22 protein-coding genes are annotated in these 23,486 nt (G+C 46.6%); 8 read left to right on the top strand and 14 right to left on the bottom strand.

The features are described from left to right. Positions 1-3 precede the first annotated feature (3 nt). The 4 genes from QUB52_RS12045 to QUB52_RS12030 all read right to left on the bottom strand — a co-directional run bounded on the left by QUB52_RS12045 (position 4) and on the right by QUB52_RS12030 (position 4,378). On the bottom strand, positions 4-351 hold the full coding sequence (locus QUB52_RS12045) for a hypothetical protein (protein ID WP_265239834.1): 348 nt from the start codon (positions 349-351) through the stop codon (positions 4-6). Continuing rightward, positions 339-908, bottom strand: coding sequence for a hypothetical protein (locus QUB52_RS12040; protein WP_265239835.1), 570 nt, complete (start codon positions 906-908; stop codon positions 339-341). Before QUB52_RS12040 ends, QUB52_RS12045 begins: the two co-directional genes overlap by 13 nt. Before the next feature lie 140 nt (positions 909-1,048). Next, positions 1,049-1,465: an NUDIX hydrolase gene (locus tag QUB52_RS12035; RefSeq protein ID WP_265239836.1), complete on the bottom strand. Its 417-nt coding sequence runs from the start codon at positions 1,463-1,465 to the stop codon at positions 1,049-1,051. A 294-nt stretch (positions 1,466-1,759) separates the two neighbouring features. Continuing rightward, the gene (locus QUB52_RS12030) at positions 1,760-4,378 is read right to left on the bottom strand and encodes a M1 family metallopeptidase (RefSeq protein ID WP_332973073.1); all 2,619 of its coding nucleotides are present in this window, start codon (positions 4,376-4,378) and stop codon (positions 1,760-1,762) included. A 223-nt stretch (positions 4,379-4,601) separates the two neighbouring features. Here QUB52_RS12030 and QUB52_RS12025 point away from each other — a divergent pair, with 223 nt between their 5' ends. Together QUB52_RS12025 and cas6 are read left to right on the top strand one after the other, a co-directional pair. Continuing rightward, entirely contained in the window at positions 4,602-5,684 is a 1,083-nt protein-coding gene (locus QUB52_RS12025; protein ID WP_265239838.1) for a class I fructose-bisphosphate aldolase, read from the top strand. A gap of 137 nt (positions 5,685-5,821) precedes the next feature. Beyond that, positions 5,822-6,703 carry a CRISPR-associated endoribonuclease Cas6 gene (gene cas6, locus QUB52_RS12020; RefSeq protein WP_265239839.1) on the top strand — a complete coding sequence of 294 codons (882 nt, stop codon included), beginning with the start codon at positions 5,822-5,824 and terminating at the stop codon, positions 6,701-6,703. Positions 6,704-6,706: 3 nt separating this feature from the next. Here the strand turns inward: cas6 and QUB52_RS12015 are convergent, their stop codons facing one another. Next, positions 6,707-7,030 carry an antibiotic biosynthesis monooxygenase gene (locus QUB52_RS12015; RefSeq protein ID WP_265239840.1) on the bottom strand — a complete coding sequence of 108 codons (324 nt, stop codon included), beginning with the start codon at positions 7,028-7,030 and terminating at the stop codon, positions 6,707-6,709. A 191-nt stretch (positions 7,031-7,221) separates the two neighbouring features. Further along, positions 7,222-8,919 carry a SulP family inorganic anion transporter gene (locus QUB52_RS12010; RefSeq protein WP_265239841.1) on the bottom strand — a complete coding sequence of 566 codons (1,698 nt, stop codon included), beginning with the start codon at positions 8,917-8,919 and terminating at the stop codon, positions 7,222-7,224. Between the two features lie 408 nt (positions 8,920-9,327). Between QUB52_RS12010 and QUB52_RS12005 the strand changes: the two genes are divergently transcribed. Then, entirely contained in the window at positions 9,328-9,798 is a 471-nt protein-coding gene (locus QUB52_RS12005) for a response regulator (protein ID WP_265239842.1), read from the top strand. A gap of 100 nt (positions 9,799-9,898) precedes the next feature. After that, on the top strand, positions 9,899-10,192 hold the full coding sequence (locus QUB52_RS12000) for a DUF2103 domain-containing protein (protein WP_265239843.1): 294 nt from the start codon (positions 9,899-9,901) through the stop codon (positions 10,190-10,192). Here QUB52_RS12000 and QUB52_RS11995 read toward each other — a convergent pair. The 8 genes from QUB52_RS11995 to QUB52_RS11960 all read right to left on the bottom strand — a co-directional run bounded on the left by QUB52_RS11995 (position 10,181) and on the right by QUB52_RS11960 (position 18,178). Beyond that, positions 10,181-10,807, bottom strand: coding sequence for a HEAT repeat domain-containing protein (locus QUB52_RS11995; protein WP_332973082.1), 627 nt, complete (start codon positions 10,805-10,807; stop codon positions 10,181-10,183). The two genes, QUB52_RS12000 and QUB52_RS11995, sit on opposite strands and share 12 nt — an antisense overlap. A 317-nt stretch (positions 10,808-11,124) precedes the next feature. After that, on the bottom strand, positions 11,125-13,050 hold the full coding sequence (locus tag QUB52_RS11990) for a hypothetical protein (protein WP_332973072.1): 1,926 nt from the start codon (positions 13,048-13,050) through the stop codon (positions 11,125-11,127). Between the two features lie 475 nt (positions 13,051-13,525). Beyond that, on the bottom strand, positions 13,526-14,359 hold the full coding sequence (locus QUB52_RS11985) for a HEAT repeat domain-containing protein (protein ID WP_332973071.1): 834 nt from the start codon (positions 14,357-14,359) through the stop codon (positions 13,526-13,528). Positions 14,360-14,565: 206 nt separating this feature from the next. Continuing rightward, a complete protein-coding gene (locus tag QUB52_RS11980) occupies positions 14,566-14,847 on the bottom strand; it encodes a phycobilisome linker polypeptide (RefSeq protein WP_332973070.1) in 282 nt (93 codons plus the stop codon). A gap of 219 nt (positions 14,848-15,066) precedes the next feature. After that, a complete protein-coding gene (locus QUB52_RS11975) occupies positions 15,067-15,936 on the bottom strand; it encodes a phycobilisome linker polypeptide (RefSeq protein ID WP_332973069.1) in 870 nt (289 codons plus the stop codon). A gap of 168 nt (positions 15,937-16,104) precedes the next feature. Next, on the bottom strand, positions 16,105-16,920 hold the full coding sequence (locus QUB52_RS11970; protein WP_265239848.1) for a phycobilisome linker polypeptide: 816 nt from the start codon (positions 16,918-16,920) through the stop codon (positions 16,105-16,107). 148 nt (positions 16,921-17,068) lie between these two features. Further along, positions 17,069-17,557, bottom strand: coding sequence for a phycocyanin subunit alpha (gene cpcA, locus QUB52_RS11965; protein WP_265239849.1), 489 nt, complete (start codon positions 17,555-17,557; stop codon positions 17,069-17,071). 102 nt (positions 17,558-17,659) lie between these two features. After that, positions 17,660-18,178, bottom strand: a complete 519-nt coding sequence (locus QUB52_RS11960; RefSeq protein WP_265239850.1) for a phycocyanin subunit beta — start codon at positions 18,176-18,178, stop codon at positions 17,660-17,662. A gap of 223 nt (positions 18,179-18,401) precedes the next feature. Here QUB52_RS11960 and QUB52_RS11955 point away from each other — a divergent pair, with 223 nt between their 5' ends. The 4 genes from QUB52_RS11955 (at position 18,402) to QUB52_RS11940 (ending at position 23,425) form a co-directional block, all read left to right on the top strand. After that, positions 18,402-18,695, top strand: a complete 294-nt coding sequence (locus tag QUB52_RS11955) for a hypothetical protein (RefSeq protein ID WP_265239851.1) — start codon at positions 18,402-18,404, stop codon at positions 18,693-18,695. A gap of 64 nt (positions 18,696-18,759) precedes the next feature. Further along, positions 18,760-18,900 carry a hypothetical protein gene (locus tag QUB52_RS11950; protein ID WP_265239853.1) on the top strand — a complete coding sequence of 47 codons (141 nt, stop codon included), beginning with the start codon at positions 18,760-18,762 and terminating at the stop codon, positions 18,898-18,900. A gap of 201 nt (positions 18,901-19,101) precedes the next feature. Continuing rightward, a complete protein-coding gene (locus tag QUB52_RS11945) occupies positions 19,102-21,924 on the top strand; it encodes a cation-translocating P-type ATPase (RefSeq protein WP_265239854.1) in 2,823 nt (940 codons plus the stop codon). 247 nt (positions 21,925-22,171) lie between these two features. After that, positions 22,172-23,425 carry a DNA replication/repair protein RecF gene (locus tag QUB52_RS11940; protein ID WP_332970283.1) on the top strand — a complete coding sequence of 418 codons (1,254 nt, stop codon included), beginning with the start codon at positions 22,172-22,174 and terminating at the stop codon, positions 23,423-23,425. Positions 23,426-23,486 lie beyond the last annotated feature (61 nt).

The following is a 23,486-nucleotide window of genomic DNA, read 5'->3' as shown; positions in this document are numbered from 1 at the left end:
AAATTAAGCTCCAATCGCTGGGCGCTGCGAGTAAATTTCTTCTATAAGCAGGTCACGCAGTTCATCAGCAATGTCTGTGGGAGGGTTGCCTGCGAGGGCGCGTCCAATCAGCCGTTCTGCTTCCCGGAGTTGGGCACACTCAATGGCAAGTACGGCGGCGCTCCGATGCAGTATAGAACGAGTAGGCTCAAAATCCCATTCGTTTGCTACTAAATCCGCTGCCGCCCGTTCTTTCGCAAAGGCGGCTCTGGTGAGTGCAGTCACTTGGTCGATATCACCGCACTGACGGGCGAGAACGGCTCGATCGACCAGTTCCATTGCTTCGTGGTGAAGGGCTTCTACGGTCTGCATTTTTTGACGATCCGTGCTTTGGGAGTACCGAACTCAATTACAGATACATAGCCAGGAGCTACGTTATCTGAAGGGCGGATTTGTTCTAATTTTATGTTAACTCTGGCTTGAATAATGCTGTCAGAACCTTTACGAATCCCAGATACTTCTAAGCGGGCTTTGCGCTGAAATAGCGTGCCTGGATCTTCGAGCGAACCAAGCCAAAAGTCAAAACCTAAGCCTTTACCTTTGACAGAACGTTCGATGATGGTGAGTCCAGTGAGGTGAGGCATGATGAGCGCCGCGATACCGTAGGCTCCATATTCAGTGGCCACTTCCCGATCGGCGTTGAACCGACGGATAGTATCATCGATCGCATCCCATTGAATTTGGATTTCACAGGGTTGAATCCCCTCGATTTTCAGCGTCACAGGGATAGAGTGTCCTGCATGGTCGAGGCAAACGGCGGCTGCATCTGCACAGATGGCTCCGAAGGTGAGTGACCAGCCTGGACGTTCTGGCTTGTTATCGCGCAGGTCATTCAGGGAGAGAATTTTAATCGGGTTAAGGTTGGTCATCTGAGGAGATGGCTCCGGGCGATCGCATCTCCAGAATTTTACAGCATATAGTCTTCAGTCATGTTGTTCTTTTAGCGAGTTCACCCGAATTTATGGTTGAAAACCAAAGTATTGGTAAACCTGCCCTTACCCATGACTCTTCACCAGAACCGATGCGGCAAATCCCCCAAAATGAGTTTGAGTTCCGGTTCATTAACCCGCTTAATTGCTTTAGGAATACTTACCCACTGCCGCTTTCTCTTGCTAGCTTCCGGCCAAATTTCTAGAACTGCTTGCACTTGCATTAAAAATACTTCTACCTGACAAGTGTAGCCGGACTTTTGATACTCGTAAGTACCCAGCAAATCCGGGAACACTTTACCCAACAAGCCTGCTTCTTCCCAAGCTTCCTTGGCGGCCGAATCTTGGGGAGTCATGTCAGGTTCAATTAATCCTTTGGGAATCACCCAGCGCTTGCTAGCCGAAGAAGTAATCAGCATTACTTCAATTTCTCCGTCTTGAATGCGATAGGGAATTACCCCCGATTGATCAACCAGTAAAGCGATTTTTATACTCATGATTTCTGCAATATTTCTGGCTGCAAAAGCTGCTGTAACCTCATGAAGGGTTTACAACTAAAAAATAAAAAAAGCATCCTAATTTTAGACACTTCCCAAGTTGAGACAGCAATAAAGTGGATAATAAACATATTTGGCTTTTCCTGTCTGTCGAAAATAGGAAATTTCCCTGCACTCCCACGGAACAATAATATTATTATAATAATAATAACCGCGCGCCATCCTCTACCGACAAGCAGATAAAAGCCGATCGCCCAAATATGCCTCTATCTGCGCCGGTATGCGGTTTTCCCTCTAATCTTTCTTCGCCTTAGCCTCCAGATTTTCCATCCGACTCCTCAAATCTTGATTCTCCTTCTTCACCTGGTCTAACTCCTCCCGCAACTGCTTCACCGCTGCATCAGAACCAGCATTTTTCTGCACTCTTTGCACAGCTTCATCAGCCATCATACGGACGCGGCCGTCGGGAGTTTGGTCAGCTAAAGAACGCAAAATCCGAATGGCTTTGCGAGTTTCCATCTGTCCTAAAGCCACCACTACAGATACTTGAGTCAAGAAAAACGTCTCTTTAGATAATTCTGCCAATCGGTGCAAAATCCGTTCTAAATTAAGCTTAGTTTGACCTGTTGAAATTGTCCCCAAAGAGCGAATTGCAGCCAAGCGCAAAGCTTGCGGAGTACCGATAGCTGTATATTTCAAAATTAGATTCAGCGCATCTTCAGAAGTTTTCATTTGTGCCAAACCGGCAATAGCACCCGATCGCACAACCTCATTCCAGCCCTGACGCTCTTTCAAAACCAATTTTAACTCTTTGAGTACCTGTTCGTCCGTCGGTTTTTCGTCGGGATTCGCCCCTGCGATCGAACCCATAGCACTAGCTGCGGCCGCTTCTACATAATAGCTGTCGTCGCCTTTTTCGACGATCGACCTCAGCGCCTTATAAGTTTCGTGAGTCTTGATTTGGCCCAGCGCATTCACCACAGCGCGGCGAACCCTAGCATCTTTATCTTTCAAACCACTTGCTAAACCATCAAAAGCTTGGTCGAGTTTAATTTCAACTAACTGAGTAGCCACTTCAGCCCGCACAGCCCAAAACCGATCTTTTTTGAGAACTTCTGACAGCGCTTTCACAGCTTCCAGTCCTCCCTTCTTCGCCAAAGCTTTGGCTGCATAAATCCGGGACACCGGGTCAGGGTCAAACTGTAACTGAGCTTTTAATTCGGCAACTCCATACTCTAAAACAACGGTTTTTAAGTATTTATTGCCCACATCAAAACTGATAAATGCGGGCTTCTCTTCTAGCGGAAAATAGAAACTTTGCTCGCGTTCGTGCACTCGAACCGTGAAAGTTTTTATATTAGCAGCACTTCGCTCGTCTGCATCTTTTTCCGGCTTATAACCGAAGCCGATGGGAATTTTTAGATCAAAGACATCTTTGTTATTACCGTTGTCCTTTTTGCTATCTTTGATCTGAGTTTGTGTGACAGTCACTTTGGCTAATTTGTTGTCGCCATCCCAGGAATAAGCAATTTTGTAATCTGGATGACCGCCGCGATAAACGTACTGATCGAACAAAAACATTAGATTGCGACCAGTCGCCTTTTCGATCGCCCTTAGCAAATCGATCGTTTCTACAGTTTGGTGAGCGTTATCCCGCACAAAAGTGTGAATTGCTTTGTAAAATAGTTCGTCGCCTAACTCGGCGTGAATCATGTGATACACGCAAGCGCCTTTTTCGTACAAATGGCGATCGTACAATTCGATCGCTTCGCGGTAAACGTGAGTGACAATTGGGCGGCGGTAGCGAGAACTGTCTTCAGCTAAATAATTGCGGGCTTCACCTAACATATAATAAGCCGCATCTTCTTTGCCGTATTCTTTGTTAGTCCACAGCACCTCACAATAGGAAGCCATGCCTTCCTTGATCCAAGCATGAGACCAGTGTTTAATTACTACTAAATCACCGAACCATTGGTGAGCCAATTCGTGGGCTACCAAGCTTTCTGTAGCGCGATTGTCAAGGCTGGCGCGTTCATCTAACAAGCACCTATCTGTTAGCAAAGTTGTCGAAGTATTTTCCATGCCGCCGAAGATGAAATCATCGACGCAGACTTGAGCATATTTAGGAAAAGGGTAAGGATATCCAAATGCTTCAGAGAAAAATTCAATCATTTGGGGCGTTTTGCCCATGCTGCGCTTACCGTCGGCTTCGCGGCCTTTTTCAACGTAATAATTAACTGGTTTGCCGTTCCATTCGTCTTTGATTTCGGCAAAATCTCCGACGGCTAAGGTCATTAAATAAGTTGGGTGTACCTGGGTTTGCGACCAGTGATAAATTTTATCGTCGCCGTCATTTTTTGTGCTAACTAATTCGCCGTTAGAAATAGCAAATAGTTGTCTCGGAACTTGCACTCGAATTTCCGAAGTAGCGAGTTGTCCGGGATAGTCGAAGCAGGGAAACCAGAAGCGAGAATCTTCGTCTTCGCCTTGAGTCCAAACTTGTGTTGGTTTGTCTGGATAGTGTTTGTCTGGGCCGACAAAATAGAGGCCGCGCTGGGGTTTTTCGACCGAGTATGCGATCGCGATTGTAATTGGTTCGTATGCTACCGTTGGTTCGTGCAGTTGAATTTGCAGCACTTCGCCGTCGCTGTCGAAATCTTGCTTAGTTTCGCCGACTTTTACTGATTTAATGTCCAGGTTAACAGCATCTAAGGTTAATTTGTCAATACCGCTGCGGACTGGATTGATGCGGATGCTGCAAGTGCCGCGAAAGCTTTGTTTGGGAATATCTAGCACTAAATCGAGGAAAATATGCTCTACTTGTCCGGGGCGATCGGGGTTGTAGTGGGGTCTGGCACCGGGCATCTCGAAGGATTTGTGGCTGTTTTCAGAATCAAAGTAAGTGTGTGACATTGTGATGGCGGAGTTGTGTGTCGATCGGCGATCGCTGGTGTTTTCGCTGCTGCGGAACTGCCAGCTTATTCTAGAGTAGCGCGTCCCGCTGCTGTTGTCTCTAATCTTATTAAAAACTTGGCTGATAATTGCCGGATCGAAAATATGAATTGTTTGCTAGAATATCAGCAAGGCTAATGTCTGCAATCATCAGCCTGCAATTGAAATTCAGGGGGAAATCTGCATGACAGCTAGAGTATCAGTTCCCAGTGCGATCGCATCTTTGCTGGGCGACGAAGCCGAAGACTTGCTCACCCATCAAGCAAAAGTTTCTAAAGATTTGTTGCACCTGCCAGGCCCGGATTGGGTCGATCGCATTTTCGCCCAAACCGATCGCTCTCCTCAAGTTTTGCGATCGCTCCAGCAACTTTATTCTAGCGGACGCTTGGCAAATACTGGCTATTTATCGATCCTACCAGTAGACCAAGGAATCGAGCACTCGGCGGGCGCTTCTTTTGCACCAAATCCCATCTATTTTGACAGCGAAAACATCATCAGACTAGCAATCTCCGCAGGATGCAACGCCGTTGCGACAACCCTGGGAGTTTTGGGAAGCGTATCTCGCAAATACGCGCACAAAATCCCTTTCATTGTCAAGCTCAATCACAACGAATTGCTGACTTATCCCAATCAATACGACCAAATAATGTTTGCATCAGTCGAACAAGCTTGGAATTTGGGAGCCGTTGCAGTCGGAGCCACAATTTATTTTGGTTCGCCGGAATCGACGCGGCAAATCCAAGAAGTTAGTCAAGCTTTTGCCCACGCTCACGAATACGGAATGGCAACAATTCTGTGGTGCTATCTCCGCAACGATATCTTCAAGCAAGACAAAGATTATCACTTAGCAGCGGATTTAACAGGTCAAGCAAATCACTTGGGGGTGACAATTCAAGCTGACATTATTAAGCAAAAATTGCCCGAATGCAACAACGGCTACGCAGCAGTCGCTCAAGCCAGCGGCGAGAGTTACGGCAAAACCGACAGCCTGGTGTATTCGGAATTGACAACGGATCACCCGATCGATCTAACACGCTATCAAGTGCTCAACTGTTATGCGGGAAGAATGGGTTTAATCAACTCCGGCGGTGCTTCGGGAAAAAACGATTTTGCCGAAGCCATTCGCACCGCAGTAATCAACAAACGCGCTGGCGGCTGCGGCTTAATTTCCGGCCGCAAAACTTTTCAGCGTCCCTTTGAAGAAGGTGTAAAATTGTTCCACGCCATTCAAGACGTTTATTTGTCGTCCGAAATTGCGATCGCCTAAAAATTCACAACCTAAACGTAGGGTGCGCAATGCGCACAAATCCGTAGGGTGCGCATTGCGCACCTTACCTGACTGCAAATTAACTGTAATATTAATAGTAACCTAACAGATATACAGACAAAATATATAATTTAAAAATGCCCCACACCCTCGTTTTAAACCTGCTACCCGTTGCACCAATCCCATCCCAATTTTTAACGGGACGGCATCTTCATGCCTTATTTCTCAACCTTGTGAGTGCTGTAGACAGCGATTTGAGCGCGTACCTGCATGACCAATCGAATGAAAAAGCTTTCACTTTAAGCTTTTTCCAAGTAAGCAGAAAAGAGGTGGCAAAAAGCAGCACTGCGCTGACACAAAAGAGAGTTTTGCCTGCGGCGACGCGCCCAATTTTTCCGGCAATACAGTGGGAACAAAAGCAAGCAATTCGTGAAAATACAGCGATTTGGTGGCGAATTTCTCTGCTGGATGACGGTTTGTTCGATCGCCTAACTGAACTTTGGCAACAACTGAATTTTGACCGCCCTTGGCATCTGGGCCCTACAGATTTGTACATTACCAATATTTTGAGCGAACCGCAATCAAACCAGCCTTGGGTGAATTTTTGCAGTTACGCCGAATTGTTCGATCGCGCTTCCGACACTGAGCGCCAAATTGCGTTTAGTTTTTTCACTCCTACTAATTTTCGGCAAGGCGTTTACGATAGTGCGATGCCAACTAGAGAGAGTATTTTTGGCAGTTTGGCAAATCGTTGGAACAAGTACAGCAATAGGGCGATCGAACCTACTTTTATAGAAGCTATTTTCCCTAGTTTCTTCGATATCCGCACAGAAGTTAGTACGGATTCCCGCAGTAAATTTATTGGCTGCGTCGGCGATATTACTTACCGAATTATGGGAGATCTTGATCCGGTTGCTATCAAGCAAATTAATGCTTTAGCAGATTTTGCCCTTTACAGCGGAGTCGGGCGAAAGACACCGATGGGAATGGGAATGACGCGCAGGTTGCAGAATTGTTAATCATTAACTTTTCGGCTTAATTTCACTGACGATTTCATAAACATCTGTGTCGGGAATTTTTGCGAACAAAGGTGTCATATGCTTCAATATTTCTTGATAAGCTTCGCTTTGATTGGCGGCCATCTCTTCTACGCTTTCCCAAAAAATGATGGCAATACCTTTGTCTGTATTGGGCAATTGCAGCAGGTATGCGCCCTTAAAACCTGTGGCATAAGTTGCAACGGCTTTTTCAAAAAGTTCTTCTGCTTCTTTGAATTTTCCTGGTTTAAATTCGCCAATAGCAACGTAGGCAAACTGATGTCTGAGAAAGTCTAAAAATTCTGACATATCCTGTTCCTGAAGAAATCGCTATACACCAAGTTATATTTTACCCGATCGCCGTAATTTTGTGAACTGCACAGTTTTTAGTCTCGCTTAACCCAAGCGGCGGATTTATGAGGCATTATTGTAAGTAGCCGCCCGACTCAAATAGAAACTTTTTGAGTCAGGCGGCTGGAATCTCTATTAAATAAACTTGATCAATCTTCTTTTGGGGCCACCAACTCTTTTTGTTCAGACGTTATAGCTACAGGTTGAGCGAATTTTTCGATCGCAGGAGTGATGGAAAAAATTGCTTCCGTCGTCGTTTCAAAACAATTTGACAACCCAATTTTTTCCAAGATTCCCGATCGCTCTAGGAGTTGTTGAACTTCCGGCTGCAAACCCGTGAGAATTAAGCGGCAATCGTGGCGTTTCAGATCCTGGTAGATGTCTTCGAGGGCGACTAACCCAGTGGTGTCCATATTCGGTACAAACCGCAGCCGCAAAATCAGAAACTTCACTTCTGGTTCATCCCGCAGGAAGGTTACAAACCGTTCGGCGGCACCAAAAAATACAGGCCCATCTACCCGATAAACAGCAATTTGTTTGCTTAACTCCAGGGGAACACCGGGAGGAAAAACTTCGGTTTCGGGAATTTTGGCCAGGCTCAACTCGCTCATCCGCTTGATGAACAAAGCACCCGCTGAAATTAATCCGACTTCTACGGCTAGAACTAAGTCAAAGCAGATGGTGACTAGCCAGGTAAGAATCATCACACCAAAGTCGGAGTATGTGGCACGCATCAGCAAGCCGATCGCTTCCCACTCAATCATCCGCAGGCTAACCACCATCAGAATGCCAGCCAAGGCCGCTAGGGGAATTTGTGCCGCGAGGGGAGCTAAAGTCAAGACAATAATCGCTAAAGCAAGGCCGTGAATCACGCCAGAAAGTCGAGTTTGGCCACCAGCACGGACATTGACAGCAGTACGAGCGATCGCCCCCGTCGCCGGAATTCCCCCAAAAAACGGCACTATGATATTCGCCAACCCTTGACCGATGAGTTCCCTGTCACTATTGTGTTTCTCGCTGACAGTCATACCATCAGCCACCACCGCCGACAGCAACGACTCAATACTCCCCAATGCAGCCAGTGCCAAGGCAGGATTAATTAACTCTCGCAGCAGACCAAAATCAGTCCAGTGGGGAATACCTTGCGGCACCGGTAACGATTGGGGTATCGAGCCGATGGTGGGGACGTGGAGGTGAAAAAACGACGCTATAGCAGTCGCTAGGACTAACCCCACCATAGAACCCGGTATCGTAGTATTAATCCGAGGCCAAAGCAGTTGTGTGGTAATTACAACCATTGCCAACCCCACCGACGCCGAATTTACACCCTGTATATGGGTCACACTTTCCCACAATCCCGGTAAAAAATGTTCGCTGCGTGTCAATTGCAAGCCAAAGAAATTATTAAGTTGACCGCAAAAAATAATGACGGCGATGCCATTAGTAAAGCCCGCCGTCACCGGATAGGGAATAAACTTCACCAGCCGTCCGAGTTTGGCAATCCCCAAGGCCACCTGGATAATCCCGGCCATTACCCCAGCAATCCAAACCTTTTCGAGGCCGTACTTGGCGACAATTCCCACTAGAACGACTGCCATTGCCCCAGTAGGGCCGGTAATCTGAACGGGTGAACCACCAAAGATTGCCGCTACAATCCCCGCCACAATTGCGGTGTAGAGTCCGGCTTGCGGTTCCACTCCACTCGCCACTGCAAAAGCCAGCGCCAAGGGCAGTGCTACGACTGCCGCTGTTAGTCCACCTGTCAAATCGCCACGCCAGTTACGGAACAAGTAACCCAAGCGGAAACTTTGAACGTTATCGAGAGTATTTAAAAGTAGTGTCCGCATATTCAATTAATTTTGTACTCAGCTTTGAAGTAACTGGGCCTAAATGCCATTGGAAGATCTATGTATCTTCAAAGTCTTGCAGATAGCTTAACGCTTAGGCGATCGTACAGCAAGCTCTAGACAGATAAAGTGTATGAACCGAAGCCATGATTGGCAGATTTTGATTGGTGTATATAACTACTCTTTTATGAGATGCGACACTGTACTAAAAAGCGTCAGATTGTTGAGGTTTGTGATCAACACTGACTGTCGATTAATACTATTCTTGTCGGTGTCTGCGATCGCACTTTCCATAAAAAGCGGCCCGAAAACAGCGGTTCTTTGCAATAACCCTATTGAGTTTACAAAGTTTACCTGCCAAAATTATCAGGTATAAAGACAAATAAAGTAGAGAAGCAACTAAAATAAATGCCAAAAATATTAGTAATTGAAGATAATAACTTTATCCGAGCAACCGTTATAGAACTCCTGCAATTGCACGGTTTTGAAGCTATAGGCGCGGAAAACGGACAAGTCGGTATCCAGTTAGCGACCGCCCAAATTCCCGATTTAATCTTGTCGGATGTGATGATGCCGGAACTCAACGGTTTGGAAGTTTTTGCGATTTTGCGATCGTACCAGGCAACCGCCAGCATTCCGTTTATTTTTATGACAGGTTCGGAAATGGAAAAAGCCCAGCAACTCAAAGCCGATGGCTACCTCCAGAAACCTTGCAGCGCCAAAGAAATGTTCCGGGCGATCGCAACTCAACTAGAAAAACCGACATTTACCAACCCAAAACATCAAAAAGTACAGGACAATTCTGGTAAAGAAAATCTCAGCTTGCGCGCCCGGAATCAAAAACCTCGGTTTGAGATTGCGTCGCTTTGCTCTCAATGACACGTACAGCAAGGTTATTGATACATAACTTGAGGGAATTTCAAATTGGTTCGGCCAGAGGGTGGCTTAGACTGGGTATGTTGAATTTGGTTAAAAAGTAATGAACCCACAACCCAAAGGCCGCCTAGTTTGGAATCACTCCACCCACCTTCCGGGTTTGATACCAATTTTAGAACGCCTCACCCTCAAAATGGGCATTCACACCGTTACCCCAGGCGTCATTAACAAAGTTAAAGGACACATCCCCCGCATGACATTAAGAGTGTCAGTACCCATCCGCGGGGGATTTAAAATCATTGCCAGACAGGGCAAAACCGTACAAGAAGTCTTTATATTAACCACTCTCAGTCAAGGGGAATTGGAAGAGATGATCGCCCAAACCCTAGCCAGGTGACAATTTTTCCTTAGCAAGCACTGCGCGAGCTCTAACTGCTAAAGTTTCATCGCTTTGGGCTATTTCCTCAAGTTGGGCCAAAACTTCGGTTAACCAATCCGGTTGAACAGTCGCAGCAACCGCCAAAGCTTGCAAAGCCCCCGCTGCTGCGTAGCGAACCACCCATTCCGGGTCTTGGGACGCTTGCAGCAGGGTTTTTACTGCGCGAATTTGAGCATCTGCAATTTGTTCTGCGGGCATAAGTTCCCAGCAAATCGTCCCCAAACCCCTAGCCGCCGCCCGCCGCACGCTCAAAGCAAAGTCATTCGCCGCAGCATCCAGCAAAATCTCTAAACCTCTGGGGTCGCCAATTCCCGCCAAAGCCCGAACAGCCCAAGCCCTCGCTCCGTAATTGTAGCCGTCAAGCTGTTCTAGCAGCGGCAGCACGGCGGGTTCTCCGAGTTGAATCAGTCCGTCAACGGCGGCCACAGCGGCGCCTGGGTTGTTGTAGCCGAGGACTGTAATTAAGGTAGGAATTGCTTCTTTTGACTCAGCCGCCGCCAGTGCTTTGACAGTATTTAACAAGCCTTCGGAAGAATCTGCTTGTTCGACTGCGCGAATTAGTTCTAATGCCATTGATTTGTAAGCTGTACCGTGATCATTGTCATTGTAGGTTGGCTCGATCGCGCGATCCTCTTCGAGGGCTTCGCTAACGAACTTTTTGCAGCGTCGGTGAGGCGCGACGATCAACTTGGAAAGCTTACCCCAATACGCTTGGGTTAATGTTTTTTGTCATTGCGAGCGTCTGAGCGAAGCAATCGCAGTGTCTGTTTTTCACATCGTTTTGCCGATCGGACTGTCTTAAATAAACCGTATTGAAGCTTACCATAGTCGAAATAGGACAATCTTGGTTAAAGAGTCGAATCCGCAAAAAACTCGACTCCATACCTGCGCTAGGAATTCTTGCGCCGTGCATCCTCACCGCCTTCGCGCTTCCTATAAGCCTTAGCCCAAGCATAGCGCTGCGGATTTTTTGTCAGCAGATATTCCACAACTTCCCGACGCTTCTCATCCTTAGCATTTTTGACAACCCGCTTGAGTTCGGAATCTATATCTTCTGATTCAGCACCGCGTTTAATTGCATCCTTAAACCAACGCTCGCCCTCTAAAAATTGACCCCGCTCAAAACAAATAGCTCCCATCAAAGTGTAAGGATGATGACTCTGAGGCTGGTACTCAATAGCTTTTAGCGCGCACTTTTCAGCATCATCTAGTTTATGAATATCTCGGAAAGCACCGCCCCTCGTTGTTAACAAAGCTGACTTGAGCTTATTTTCTTTGATTTGGTCGAAGTCCAGATTTTCTGTCACCTTCAATGCACTTTCTGGTTCATCTGCCTTGCGCCAATGACTGCTGGCGTTGGGCAAGTTCCATTTATCTCCAGTGCGCTCATATTCGCGATCGTAGAAAAGCGCTTCAAGCCTGTGGTAGGCCATAGCAATCTTTCCATGACTAGCTAAAAGTTTCTGTTGTATTAACTGAACAACTAACACAGGATCTAGACGCTCTTCTCTCTCCAATTTTACCATGATTGCGTAAAACGGATCGAAGGGGAAATTATGATCTATAATCCGATACTTGACCTTGAGAGCCGCAAATTCCTTCTCTTGGGCAAAGGTAATTACGTCTTCACGTCCATTCTGTTTCAGCCAATCAATATCAGCCTCACTTAAATGCTCTCCCCATTGGATTTTTAATTTCAGATCAACAACATAGTTTTCAATAGCAAAAGTAATTACATCATCACGTCCATTCTGTTTCACCCAATCAAAATCAGCCTCACTCAACGGCTCTCCAAATTGAATTTTGGACTTGAGACTAGCAGCAAATTTGTCAAGCGCAAGAGTAATTGTCTCAGTCAGTTTACGCTTTTTCAGAAAGTTAATATCCTGCTCACCTAGCGGATTGTCTAAATCAATTTTTTTGAGAACTTTATAAAGATGGCTAGAGAGAGATGAATCCTCACAAGTAGTAGCTTTATACTTAACTTTCAGTTCAGCAAAGTGCCGTGTTTGTTCAATCTCCAAAACAATGTTAAGCGTTTCGCTCAGTTGATTCTCTTCCAGCCAGTTAAGTTCTGACTCGCTCAACTGTATATCTGCATCCAGGTTATTCAATATTTGATAGAGTGGATTAGAGACAGATGTTTCTGCGTATTCACTAGCTTTGTATTTATCCTTGAGTTGGGCAAACTCAGCTTCCCGTACAGCTTTTTGTTGCCAAAAAATTTCTAGAGTATCAACCAGTTGGTTATTGAACAGCCAGTTAGCCTCTACATCACTTAATATTTCTCGTGCATTCAGTTGCTTGAGAATTTGATACAAGGGGCTATCAAGTGAACAATCTGGGTATTCAGTTGCTCGGTACTTAGCCTTGAGTGCAGCAAATCGCGCCATCTCTTTAGCGATAGCAACTGTTTTAGTAAGCCCCTCTTCTTGCAGATATTTAACTTCTAAGTCAGTTAGGTGATTTTCAGAGTCAAGTTTCCAAAGGATAGGATACAAAGAACTGGATAGCCGTAAATCGGGATGTCTGGTTACTTTGAACTTAGACTTGAGTTGAGAAAATTTAGCATCTAGTTTTATTCGTTCTTCAGCCTTATGTAGTGGCTCTTTTTCGATAGCTTCTATTGTTTCCAAAAGCTCTTGGTTTAGTAACCAATTCCACTCGAAGTCGGTAATTTCAATTTCTAAATCAGCTTTTTGCAGAATGAGATACAGAAGACTAGAGGGAGATGAATCTTCATATTTTGTTGTTTGATACTTGGACTTAAGCGTGGCAAAATGTTGCACCTGGACTTCAAAAGGATCGTTGCTCATAGTGAATCCCCCGATTTATACTTCTAGCCCCTACACAACCATCTCCCAGCATTCCGCGATCGCTATTTTCTAAACCAAAACTTTTTTAACTGGGGAGCGCTCCAGATGGTAAGGTGATTTTAACACGAGTTCTTTTACCAAATCAAGCTACTAATCTCAGTATTTTTACTGAAATTTTAGGAAAATTATTGCCGAAAGCCTCCTCCCTCATTCCATCAAACCATCCGTCCCAGATTCACCAGGCTAAAACCGCTCAAATAGTTCTCAATTGCCTGAAATACATATCTACGGCAATACGGTTTATTTAAGACGATCCAGGCGATAAAAAACCATGAAAAATAGATACTGCGATTGCTTCGTTCCTCTCTTCGGACAATCTTAAGTGAACCGTATTTAGCTATACGGTAGGGACACATCACTGCTGTGTCCTGAAATGTGCTAAAGCAATCCTATTGCAGTTGCGAACTAATTTTTGTCAAAGTAAACTATCCATTAAGTTCATAACTTGGATAGCTTCATCGGACAAAGATAGAGATTCTTGTTGATTTAGGTGATGCTCCAAAACTCCTTTCAGGGCGATCAATTTCATGCTATTTTCTGCTAAAGTTTCAGCAATAGCTGGCGCTGACGGCAAATAGCCGATCGCCCCCAAGTCCATCAAAGCCGATCGCCGCAACTGCAAATTATCCCCATTCAAAGCCGTTATCAATCGATCTCCGTAAATGCGATCGCCAGTCAACTGATACATCGCCCGCGCCGCAGCGTACTGCACCCGCTCCACAGAATGCTCTAAAAAAGGTGCAATTAGCGGTATAGCTTCTGTCGCTCGCAGCGTGCCCAAAGCTTCAATTACCGAGTCGTAAGGCTGCACAAGGTGCGATTTGCCAGCCACTCGCACGGCCCCAGCCACGCCTCCATCTAAGAGTTTCATCAGCGGTAGAATGGAATCGCGATCGCCCAGCATTTCGAGAGCTTGAGCCGCCGCTTCCCGCACGTAATAATCGGCGCATTCCAAACAGTGAGTCAGCGCTGGTAAGGCTTGTTTATCGCCCAATTTTCCCAGCGCCCGCGCCGCATTTCGCAATAGGGAATAATCGCCTATTTTTGTTTGTTCTGATTCTTCTTGTAAGGCTGCAATCAAAGCTGCGAGCGCCGCCGGTTCCTTGACTCGAAATCGGCCTACCCACCAAGCAGCGTAATACCGGAGACTGTAGTCTGGGGAGTGCAAATTTGTGATCGCCTGTTCCACTGTTAAAGACTCGCCCTCAGCTACACCTGCCGGCGGTGAGTCGGATTCGTCATAATTCATAGTTTTTAGTTATTAGGAAAACTCGGCGATTGTAATCGCGACTATACACACAAAACCCGAGCTGAGAGGGGTTGGTGAAACTCGGCGATTGAAATCGTTTCTACACAGACAAAACCCGAGCTGAGAGGGGTTGGGGAAACTCGGCGATTGTAATCGCTTCTACACAGACAAAACCCGCCTGCGCGGGTTGGGGAAATTTTCAACTATTAGTTATCACCCGATGATTCATGGGATGATTCAGGTGATGATTCTGCGATCGCACTTAGCGGCTTAATGCTGACAATTGTACCGCCCATGCGAGTAATCCGCTGCATTTCTTGATTCATCCGATTGTACGGTACGGTGATAAATGTACTCGCGCTCGATCGAATCGAATAATCGATATTTTCTGTATCATCGCTTTTGCGCAAGCCCGCCACTTCATAACGAAAACAGCGACCGGCGGAAGCTGTATTGCCACTTTTTCCAGCTACAATTTGACCAAACATAAGCTTCTTGGTAATTGGTAATTGGTTAGTAGTCAGTAGTCCTTAGTCAGTAGTAATTAGTCTTTAGTTCAGTATTTACACCGAACCTAATTATGTAGGGTGCGCACTACGCACCTTACGGAAAGCATAATTAGCCAATGGCCATTAATCCCTAGCAATTTTACTAATGACTAATGACCTATGACTAATGACTAATTGCTAATGACTGATGACTAACAACTAAATTGGAGTAATGCTCGCGATTTTTCCGCCCAGGCGTTGAAATTTCTGCATTTGCGAGGACAAATCCTCAACAGGTACGATAAACGCCTTGCTGCTGTGGCGCACCCTGGGATAGCCACCCGTGCGAATGCCCGACACTTCCACGCGGAAAAGCCGCCCTTCTTTACCGTAAGCTGCCGCGCCGCCGAAACCGCTGCTGGGAGTTACGTTTTGTGTCGAAGACCGGTATGCCCAACCTTCGTTACCACCAGAAGGCCCAACTACAGTCGTAGCGCTGTTGGTGCCGAGTTCAACTGCTAAGCGGGAGTTATTGCCTTCTAGTTGAGAGGTATCGCTGTTTGCATAGCCACGATACAGGCGGAACATCCGGGTAAAACCAACGGTTTTTTGACCAATCTGCGTGTTAAAGCCCCGGTAGTAAGGGACGATACTCTCGCCGAAGTTTTCTTGATACTCTACTGAATCTATGTAAGAATCAATATCAGCGTTGTAGCCTTCTGTTTGGTACAAATCTAAGTGATAAATTACTTCAGATTCGTCGTAAATAGCCCGACCGAGCAAGTGTTTGTAGTTTAGTTCGATCGCCCGAGTTTGGAAGCTGCTGTAGAAAAACTTGGTTTTGTACAGTTCCGATTTTGCCACTGCACGCACAAATTCTCGCACCGTTAAACTGCCGTCTCGCAGGAGAGATTCAGCACTTATCAGGCGCTCGGATTTCATCAAATAGTCGTTGCCCAGCACCTGACGGTAAACCGCACGAATCACTGTTTCAACGTCGTCTTTGGTGTAGTTCGGACGTAATTCTACCTTCGGCGCATCGCTCAATGCGGATGTTCCCAGTCTGGACGCTGCTGTCGTAATCGCCACAAATTTTCTCCTAAATTAATAACAAAAATTTAAAGCTTTGTTGCTCCTGATTTTTTTAGGACTAAGGCGAAGATATCTGAAAGTAGGGTACGCCGAAGCGCACCTTACCCATACACATCAATTAGTCCTAATTTGCTAAAGACGTTTTTTTAAACGTCTTTACAAACTTTAAGCTGTGGTAATACTTACCACTTTGCCGCCACGTTTGTTGATTTGCTGCAAGCGGCTCGAAAGTTGCTCGTAAGGCACGAGATATTCGGTAGTAGTGCGTCGTACTTGGGGCGAAAACTTAGCCGAACCTTGCATTGCGGTGACTCGGTAGAGTTGGTCGCGAGTGCCGCCGGAAGTGCCACCAAGGGCTTTTCCGGTGGAGGGGGTGGAGATGGGCGAAGCCGTATTTCTGGCAACTTCCCAGGTTAGTCGCCCTTGCTTTTGGTTTTGGGCGCGATCGCTGTTGGCATAACCCCGGTACAATTGAAACATCCGGTTAAAACCGACGGTTTTTTGACCTCTTTGAGTCGCGAAACCCCGATAGTAAGGCACTACACTCTCGCCAAAATTCTCTTGATACTCTACTGAGTCAATGTAAGAATTGATTTCAGCTTCGTAACCTTCTGCATTGTACAAATCAACGTGGAAGGCAATTTCCGACTCGTCGTAAGGAGCGCGGCCTAACAAATGTTTGTAATTAAGCTCGATTAACCGCGTTTGCGAGTTGGGGTAAAAAAACTTTTTCCGATAAGTTTCGGAATGTGCAATTGCTCGCACAAAATCTTTAACTGAAATCTGTCCTTGCACCAGTAAAGATTCGGCACTGGTGAGTCGTTCGCTCGACATTAAATACTCGTTGCCGAAAACTTGGCTGTAAGCAGCGCGAATTACTGCTTTCGCATCGTCTTGCGTCCAGTGGGGGCGCAGTTCTACTTGTCCGGCTTCTTCAAATGCTTTTATTCCCAACCGTTCTGCTGCACCTAATCCCGCCATCTTTGCTTCTCCCTTTTTTGCTTTAAAAACTAACAACTGCTTAAAAAAGTATTTGGAAAACTCGGCTAAGATCGCAGATGCCCGGAATTGTATACAACCGCTAACACTCAAGCTAGCAGCAGCTTACATTTCCGGGCATCACGCAAATCTAGCTCAGAGCGTTGATTGCGTAGTCGAGGTAGGAATTCGCTTCAGTTGCAGCATCGCCACTCAGACCGTGGTTGCCTTTGATGTACTTGAGAGCTTCAACGTACCAGCTAGGAGACAATTCAAATGTCCGGTTGATTTCGTCAACACCTGCAATCAGGTACTCGTCCATTGGGCCTGTACCGCCTGCAACTAAGCAGTAGGTGACCATGCGGAGGTAGTAGCCGATGTCGCGAGAGCACTTGGCTTTACCGGTTGGGGTAGAAGCGTAGTTCGGGCCTTGCATTTGTTGGGTGTACGGAAATTTGTTGTACACAGCTTGAGCTGCACCGTCAATCAACTGCTGAGACTTGGCGGTCAAAGCCTTGGCTGCTTCCAAACCTGCTGCTGCTTGGCGGAAACGTCCGAATGCGACTTGCAGTTCAGTGCTGCTCAGGAAACGGCCTTGAGAATCGGCTGCTGTTACTGCTTCAGTCAAAGGGGTTTTCATTGTTCTGGTTTCTCCCTAATGTTGTGTTGTTTTTGTACAAAAATGATTGTTTGCAAAAATGCGATGCTCGCTTCTTTACAAGAAATGTTCGCTTGGCTATTTTTAGCCGACTGCATTAGCTGCGCGGTCGAAGTAGCTGCCGATTTCGGACATCAGCGAGCTGCAATCACCACGGGTAATGCCGTTGGGGTCGTTAGCAAGTGCGATCGCTGCTTCCTTCATTTTTTGCACGCCGGCTGCAACCGAACCACCTGGAACTCCCAGAGCTTGGTAGGTTTCACGCAGACCGTTCAAACAGCGGTCATCCAAAACGCTGGCGTCGCCTGCAAAAGTTGCATAGGTCACGTAGCGCAAGATGATTTCCATATCGCGCAAGCAAGCTGCCATGCGGCGGTTGGTGTACGCATTGCCACCAGGAGCGATCAGTTGAGGCTGTTCGGCGAACAGGGTGCGAGCTGCATTGGCTACGATGCTGGATGCGTTACCGGTGATGCGGTTTACTGCGTCAATCCGCTTGTTAGCGTCTGAAACCATGCTGCTGAGAGCATCTAGTTGGCCCTGGGCGAGGAATTCGCCGCGAGCGTCAGATTGGGAAACCACTTTTGTAAATGCGTCAAACATGAAAGAACTCTCCTACTTGAGTTAATTGAGTTTGGTTGCGGTATAAAACCGTTAAGTTAAATTTGTTCAGGCTACGAGTGCCTGTAAGGGTTGAAATTTGATGCCAGCTAATCTGCTGCTCCGATCGATTTCTCCCTTTCCGCTACCTGCACTATTGTGACATTGCAACGGACGTTTAAGAAACCTTAGAAAATTTTACACCTTTTATGAGATGCGACAAACCTTGTTAATCAGTGTTTTTGTTAACTTTCGCCTGTCGTTTCAACCCTCTGATAACCTTTATACAATGCTCGCCCGCGTTTGTTTATTACAAATTATTACAGGAGCTTATCTCTCTGAAAAGGTAAATGGGGGGCAAGCGATCGCGGGTCAATCTACTCCCTACGATAGATGCGGGGTTGTCGCCCGAAACCCTGAGTTTGGTTTAATCCCCCTGGTTTTTACCGTGGAGCAGCACAAAATTGTCCCGCATCCCGATCGCCATTGTGCGCTTTGCCCCAAAAAAGCCTATTATTAAGACAAGTTAAGAAAATTAAAGTTTTGCGAAAATAAGGCGGGGAATAGGGAAAAAAGCCAAAAAAATGCCCAATCCAAGATGCACTCAGAATTGGGTGGTTAAAATCCCAGAGATTGCCATTGTCGATCGCCACAGCCACAGCTTTTGCCGTCCAGATCGGCATTTAACGACAAAACTCAGCGGTTGGCGCTTGGGTAAAAGCTGAAAGAATTGCTAATTTTTAGTTAAGGTGGATGAGTGATATCAGCGGTAAATCTACCAACAGATCGAGAGAGCCAGAGATAGACCAGAGATAGAGAAGTGTCTAGCTTCCTGCTTCTTATCTCGAACCAATACCTATGCAGTATCGATCGGCTGTAACTGTCCGGCCGCAACCACCTTTATGCCCCATGCTCGATCGTAATTTATGTCTTCTTTAAATTCTCCCTCTTCTTGGCACACCGTAGGAATTGACAAAACCCTCCAGCAGCTAAACAGCAACAAAGATACTGGCTTGAGCAGCCAACAGGTGTCAGAACGCTTGCAGCAATACGGCCCCAACGAACTAGAAGAAACAGGAGGCCGCAGTGCTTGGTCGATATTTGTCGATCAGTTCACCAACATCATGTTGATAATGCTGATGTTTGTCGCCGTGATTTCTGGATTCTTAGACATCAAGTCGAATACTTTTCCCAAAGATGCGATCGCCATTTTTGCGATCGTCATACTCAACGGCATTCTCGGCTATTTCCAAGAACAAAGTGCCGAAAAAGCCCTCGCAGCCCTCAAAAACCTCGCTTCGCCCCTAGTCAGAGTCCTGCGAGACGGCAAAACTTCAGAAATAGCAGCCAAAGAACTCGTACCCGGAGACGTGATGCTGTTGGAGGCTGGGGTAAAAATCGCAGCAGACGGACGCTTGATCGAATCGAACAACCTACAAGTCAGAGAATCTGCTTTGACGGGAGAAGCGATCGCAGCTACAAAGCAAGCTCATCTAGAACTTCCCGAAGATGCTTCCTTGGGCGATCGGCTAAACCTAATTTTTCAGGCCACAGAAGTGGTTCAGGGACGCGCCAAGGCGATCGTCACCAACACCGGAATGCAAACTGAAATTGGCAAAATTGCCGCCATGCTTCAGTCAGTAGAAACCGAACCGACTCCCCTGCAACAGCGGATGAGCCAGTTGGGAAACGTTCTAGTCTCCGGTGCCCTCGGCTTAGTCGTAGTTGTCGTCATCGGCGGCATGATTACCTTCAACAACGGCGGTATCGGGTTAGATACCAGCAGATTTGAAGATTTGTTAGAAGTTTCTCTCAGCATGGCAGTTGCTGTAGTGCCCGAAGGACTCGCAGCAGTCGTGACAGTCACTTTGGCACTCGGAACTAGGCGGATGGTGAAGCGCAACGCCCTGATTCGCAAACTGCCAGCCGTAGAAACGTTGGGTTCGGTGACAACAATTTGTTCCGACAAAACAGGCACTCTGACCCAAAATAAAATGGTAGTTCAGCTAGTGTCTACGGGCGACTGCACTGTCGCCATCGGAGGGGACGGCTATGCCCCGATCGGAGATTTCACCGATCGCCATACCTCCGCCCCAATTAATAATTTAGAAGAATATCCAGAACTCGAATCTTTATTAATTGCCTGTGCGGTTTGCAACGACGCAGTATTGCAGCACGAACAGCAAGAATGGAAGATTTTGGGCGACCCCACAGAGGGAGCTCTGCTGTCTTTAGCGGGAAAAGCAGGCATTTATAAGGAAAAACAGTGTCAATTGCTGCAACGCACGGCGGAATTTCCTTTTTCTTCCGAACGCAAGCGGATGAGCGTGATTTGCGAAGTCCCCGGCCGATCTCCACATTCGGGATTTCCCTGCGAAAACGGACAGCAGCAGAAATATTTGATGTTTACCAAAGGTTCTCCAGAGTTGACTTTGGAGCGCTGCCAAAGCATTATAGTTGGCGATCGAATACAACCTTTAAACCAGGAAATGCGCGATCGCATCCTCGTCGAAAACAACAACATGGCAAGCGCAGGTTTGCGAGTCCTCGGATTTGGGTACAAAATCTGGGAAAACCTGCCCTCCGAAGGTTCTGAGGAAACCAGCGAACAAGACATGATTTGGCTAGGACTCGTCAGTATGCTGGACGCGCCGCGCCCGGAAGTGCGGGAAGCCGTGGTGAAGTGCCGCGATGCAGGGATTCGGGTAGTGATGATTACAGGAGACCACCAGTTGACGGCAAAAGCGATCGCCCACAATTTAGGTATTGCTAAAGAGGGCGATCGAGTTCTCACCGGTCAAGAATTAGAAAAACTCAGCCAAGAAGAACTCAAACAACAAGTCGAGCACGTTAGCGTTTACGCCCGCGTGTCCCCGGAACACAAATTGCGAATTGTCCAAGCTTTGCAAAGTTGGGGCAAATTTGTCGCGATGACAGGCGACGGAGTTAACGACGCGCCCGCCCTGAAACAAGCCGATATCGGCATCGCAATGGGAATTACCGGCACCGATGTCAGCAAAGAAGCTAGCGATATGGTGCTGCTAGACGACAACTTCGCAACAATTGTCGCCGCCGCCGAAGAAGGGCGAGTAGTTTATACCAACATTAGGCGCTTTATTAAGTACATTTTGGGTAGCAACATCGGCGAAGTTTTGACAATTGCGGCCGCACCTTTAATTGGTTTGGGAGGAGTGCCGCTAACGCCGCTACAAATTTTGTGGATGAACTTAGTAACTGACGGCGTTCCCGCTTTGGCCTTGGCCGTGGAACCGGGGGAACCAAACGTGATGAAAAAGCCTCCTTTCAGTCCGCGAGAAAGTATTTTTGCGCGGGGTTTGGGTTCTTACATCATTCGGATCGGGATTATTTTTGCAATTTTGACGATCACGATGATGTCCTGGGCTTACGGATATACTCACGCTCCGGGACACGGGAATCCAGAGGCTTGGAAAACAATGGTGTTTACAACACTGTGTTTAGCGCAAATGGGTCATGCGATCGCCATTCGCTCTAACACCCAGCTAACGATCGAGTTAGACCCCCGCACTAATATTTTTGTTTGGGGAGCCGTGATTGTGACTACTGCTTTGCAATTAATGCTGATTTACGTTCCGCCGTTGAGAGCATTTTTCGGCACTCACTATTTGTCGCCCTTTGAGTTACTGGTTTGCTTCGGTTTCAGCGCCCTGATGTTTGTCTGGATCGAAATGGAAAAACTGTTCGTGCGCTTGTACAAAGCTCGCAAATAGTGTTCTCAGCCGATATTTGGTTTGTAGTGAGGACTTTAGTCCGCATTCCTCAGAGGACTAAAGTCCTAATTACAAAAGGTTTGTTGGTGCGATCGTTCGGACTTTAGTCCGCATTTTTCAGAAGACTAAAGTCCGAACGATCAAACATCTGATTACCAATTATCATTTACAAACCGATAAGGTACGCAATTCGCACCCTTCTTCCCTCTTTCTTCTTCCCTCTTCCTTCTTCCTTCTTCGCAATATTATGTATTTGAAAACACTGCACCTACGGCAGTTTCGGAACTACTACGATCAAAAAGTAGCGTTTGACGCTCCCAAAACCATTTTAGTAGGAAATAACGCTCAAGGAAAATCTAACTTGTTAGAAGCAGTAGAGTTGCTTTCGACATTAAAAAGCCACAGAGTATCGCGCGATCGCGATTTAATACTGGAATCAAAGCCGATCGCCCAAATAGATGCTACACTAGAACGTCAAACCGGAGCGATCGACTTATCTTTAACTTTGCGATCGGGAGCGCGCCGCAGCCTGAAACTCAACGGCGAACCCCTGCGCCGCCATTTAGACTTTTTGAGCGTCATCAATGTAGTACAATTTTCCTGTTTGGATTTGGACTTAGTGCGCGGCGGGCCCGAAGGAAGGCGCAATTGGATCGATCGGCTAGTCATCCAATTAGAACCGATTTATGCTCACATTTTGCAGCAGTACAACCAAATTTTGCGCCAGCGAAACGCTCTGTTAAAACGTTCTAGAGAAGTCAAGAAAGCCGAATTTTCCCAAAGCTTTGACAAAATGCGATTTATCGGATCTGAAACTCCCGAAGACCAAAATATCGCAGAATTCCCAATGCCCAATGCCCAATGCCCAATGCCCAATGCCCAATCCCCGATTCCCAGTTCAGAATTAGCCTTGTGGGATGCGCAGTTGGCGACAGCGGGGGCTCGCGTGATCCGCAGGCGCGATCGAATTTTGGAGCGTTTAATGCCGCTAGCTCGCAATTGGCACGGTTCAATTAGCGGTTCTACAGAAGTTTTAGATGTCAAATACGATGCTAATATAGAAGTCAGTTCGGAATTGATCGGTAAAGACAATCTTGAAGGAGTACGGCAAGCATTTTTAGATAAAATTCAACAAAGGGCGATCGCAGAACATTTTCAAGGAACCACCTTAGTAGGCCCGCACCGCGACGACATTACATTTACAATTAACAACACGCCAGCGCGTCAATACGCCTCCCAAGGCCAGCAGCGAACTCTCGTATTAGCATTAAAATTAGCCGAATTGCAGCTTATTGAAGAAGTCGTCGGCGAAGCACCTTTACTATTGCTCGACGACGTACTTGCAGAACTCGATCTAAGCCGCCAAAATCAACTTTTAGAAACAATTCAAGAGCGATTTCAAACTCTAATTACTACCACTCACCTAGGGGCTTTTGACAGTCAGTGGCTGCGGCAAACCCAAATTCTCTCCGTCGCTTCAGGACAAATCAATCAAGTTTAGATTTTAAATTTTAGATTGACAAAGTTTCTGTTTCATGGTATTGATGCAGAAATAATAAAAA

Source organism: Microcoleus sp. A6-C6 (genome assembly GCF_036705955.1).
Lineage (GTDB): Bacteria > Cyanobacteriota > Cyanobacteriia > Cyanobacteriales > Microcoleaceae > Microcoleus.
The sequence above is the reverse complement of the archived record's forward strand: the minus strand, read 5'-3'. Positions and strand labels throughout refer to the sequence as shown.

What these genes read in the sequence shown, in the direction of transcription:
- QUB52_RS12035 (WP_265239836.1), bottom strand. Translation starts at nt 1,465, where the DNA reads ATGAGTATAAAAATCGCTTTACTGGTTGATCAATCGGGGGTAATTCCC.
- QUB52_RS11990 (WP_332973072.1), bottom strand. Translation starts at nt 13,050, where the DNA reads ATGAGCAACGATCCTTTTGAAGTCCAGGTGCAACATTTTGCCACGCTT.
- QUB52_RS12040 (WP_265239835.1), bottom strand. Translation starts at nt 908, where the DNA reads ATGACCAACCTTAACCCGATTAAAATTCTCTCCCTGAATGACCTGCGC.
- cas6 (WP_265239839.1), top strand. Translation starts at nt 5,822, where the DNA reads ATGCCCCACACCCTCGTTTTAAACCTGCTACCCGTTGCACCAATCCCA.
- QUB52_RS12005 (WP_265239842.1), top strand. Translation starts at nt 9,328, where the DNA reads ATGCCAAAAATATTAGTAATTGAAGATAATAACTTTATCCGAGCAACC.
- QUB52_RS11945 (WP_265239854.1), top strand. Translation starts at nt 19,102, where the DNA reads ATGTCTTCTTTAAATTCTCCCTCTTCTTGGCACACCGTAGGAATTGAC.
- QUB52_RS12010 (WP_265239841.1), bottom strand. Translation starts at nt 8,919, where the DNA reads ATGCGGACACTACTTTTAAATACTCTCGATAACGTTCAAAGTTTCCGC.
- QUB52_RS12015 (WP_265239840.1), bottom strand. Translation starts at nt 7,030, where the DNA reads ATGTCAGAATTTTTAGACTTTCTCAGACATCAGTTTGCCTACGTTGCT.
- QUB52_RS12025 (WP_265239838.1), top strand. Translation starts at nt 4,602, where the DNA reads ATGACAGCTAGAGTATCAGTTCCCAGTGCGATCGCATCTTTGCTGGGC.
- QUB52_RS11995 (WP_332973082.1), bottom strand. Translation starts at nt 10,807, where the DNA reads ATGGCATTAGAACTAATTCGCGCAGTCGAACAAGCAGATTCTTCCGAA.
- QUB52_RS11970 (WP_265239848.1), bottom strand. Translation starts at nt 16,920, where the DNA reads ATGGCGGGATTAGGTGCAGCAGAACGGTTGGGAATAAAAGCATTTGAA.
- QUB52_RS11985 (WP_332973071.1), bottom strand. Translation starts at nt 14,359, where the DNA reads ATGAATTATGACGAATCCGACTCACCGCCGGCAGGTGTAGCTGAGGGC.
- QUB52_RS12030 (WP_332973073.1), bottom strand. Translation starts at nt 4,378, where the DNA reads ATGTCACACACTTACTTTGATTCTGAAAACAGCCACAAATCCTTCGAG.
- QUB52_RS11980 (WP_332973070.1), bottom strand. Translation starts at nt 14,847, where the DNA reads ATGTTTGGTCAAATTGTAGCTGGAAAAAGTGGCAATACAGCTTCCGCC.
- cpcA (WP_265239849.1), bottom strand. Translation starts at nt 17,557, where the DNA reads ATGAAAACCCCTTTGACTGAAGCAGTAACAGCAGCCGATTCTCAAGGC.
- QUB52_RS11950 (WP_265239853.1), top strand. Translation starts at nt 18,760, where the DNA reads ATGCCCAATCCAAGATGCACTCAGAATTGGGTGGTTAAAATCCCAGAG.
- QUB52_RS11940 (WP_332970283.1), top strand. Translation starts at nt 22,172, where the DNA reads ATGTATTTGAAAACACTGCACCTACGGCAGTTTCGGAACTACTACGAT.
- QUB52_RS11960 (WP_265239850.1), bottom strand. Translation starts at nt 18,178, where the DNA reads ATGTTTGACGCATTTACAAAAGTGGTTTCCCAATCTGACGCTCGCGGC.
- QUB52_RS12045 (WP_265239834.1), bottom strand. Translation starts at nt 351, where the DNA reads ATGCAGACCGTAGAAGCCCTTCACCACGAAGCAATGGAACTGGTCGAT.
- QUB52_RS12000 (WP_265239843.1), top strand. Translation starts at nt 9,899, where the DNA reads ATGAACCCACAACCCAAAGGCCGCCTAGTTTGGAATCACTCCACCCAC.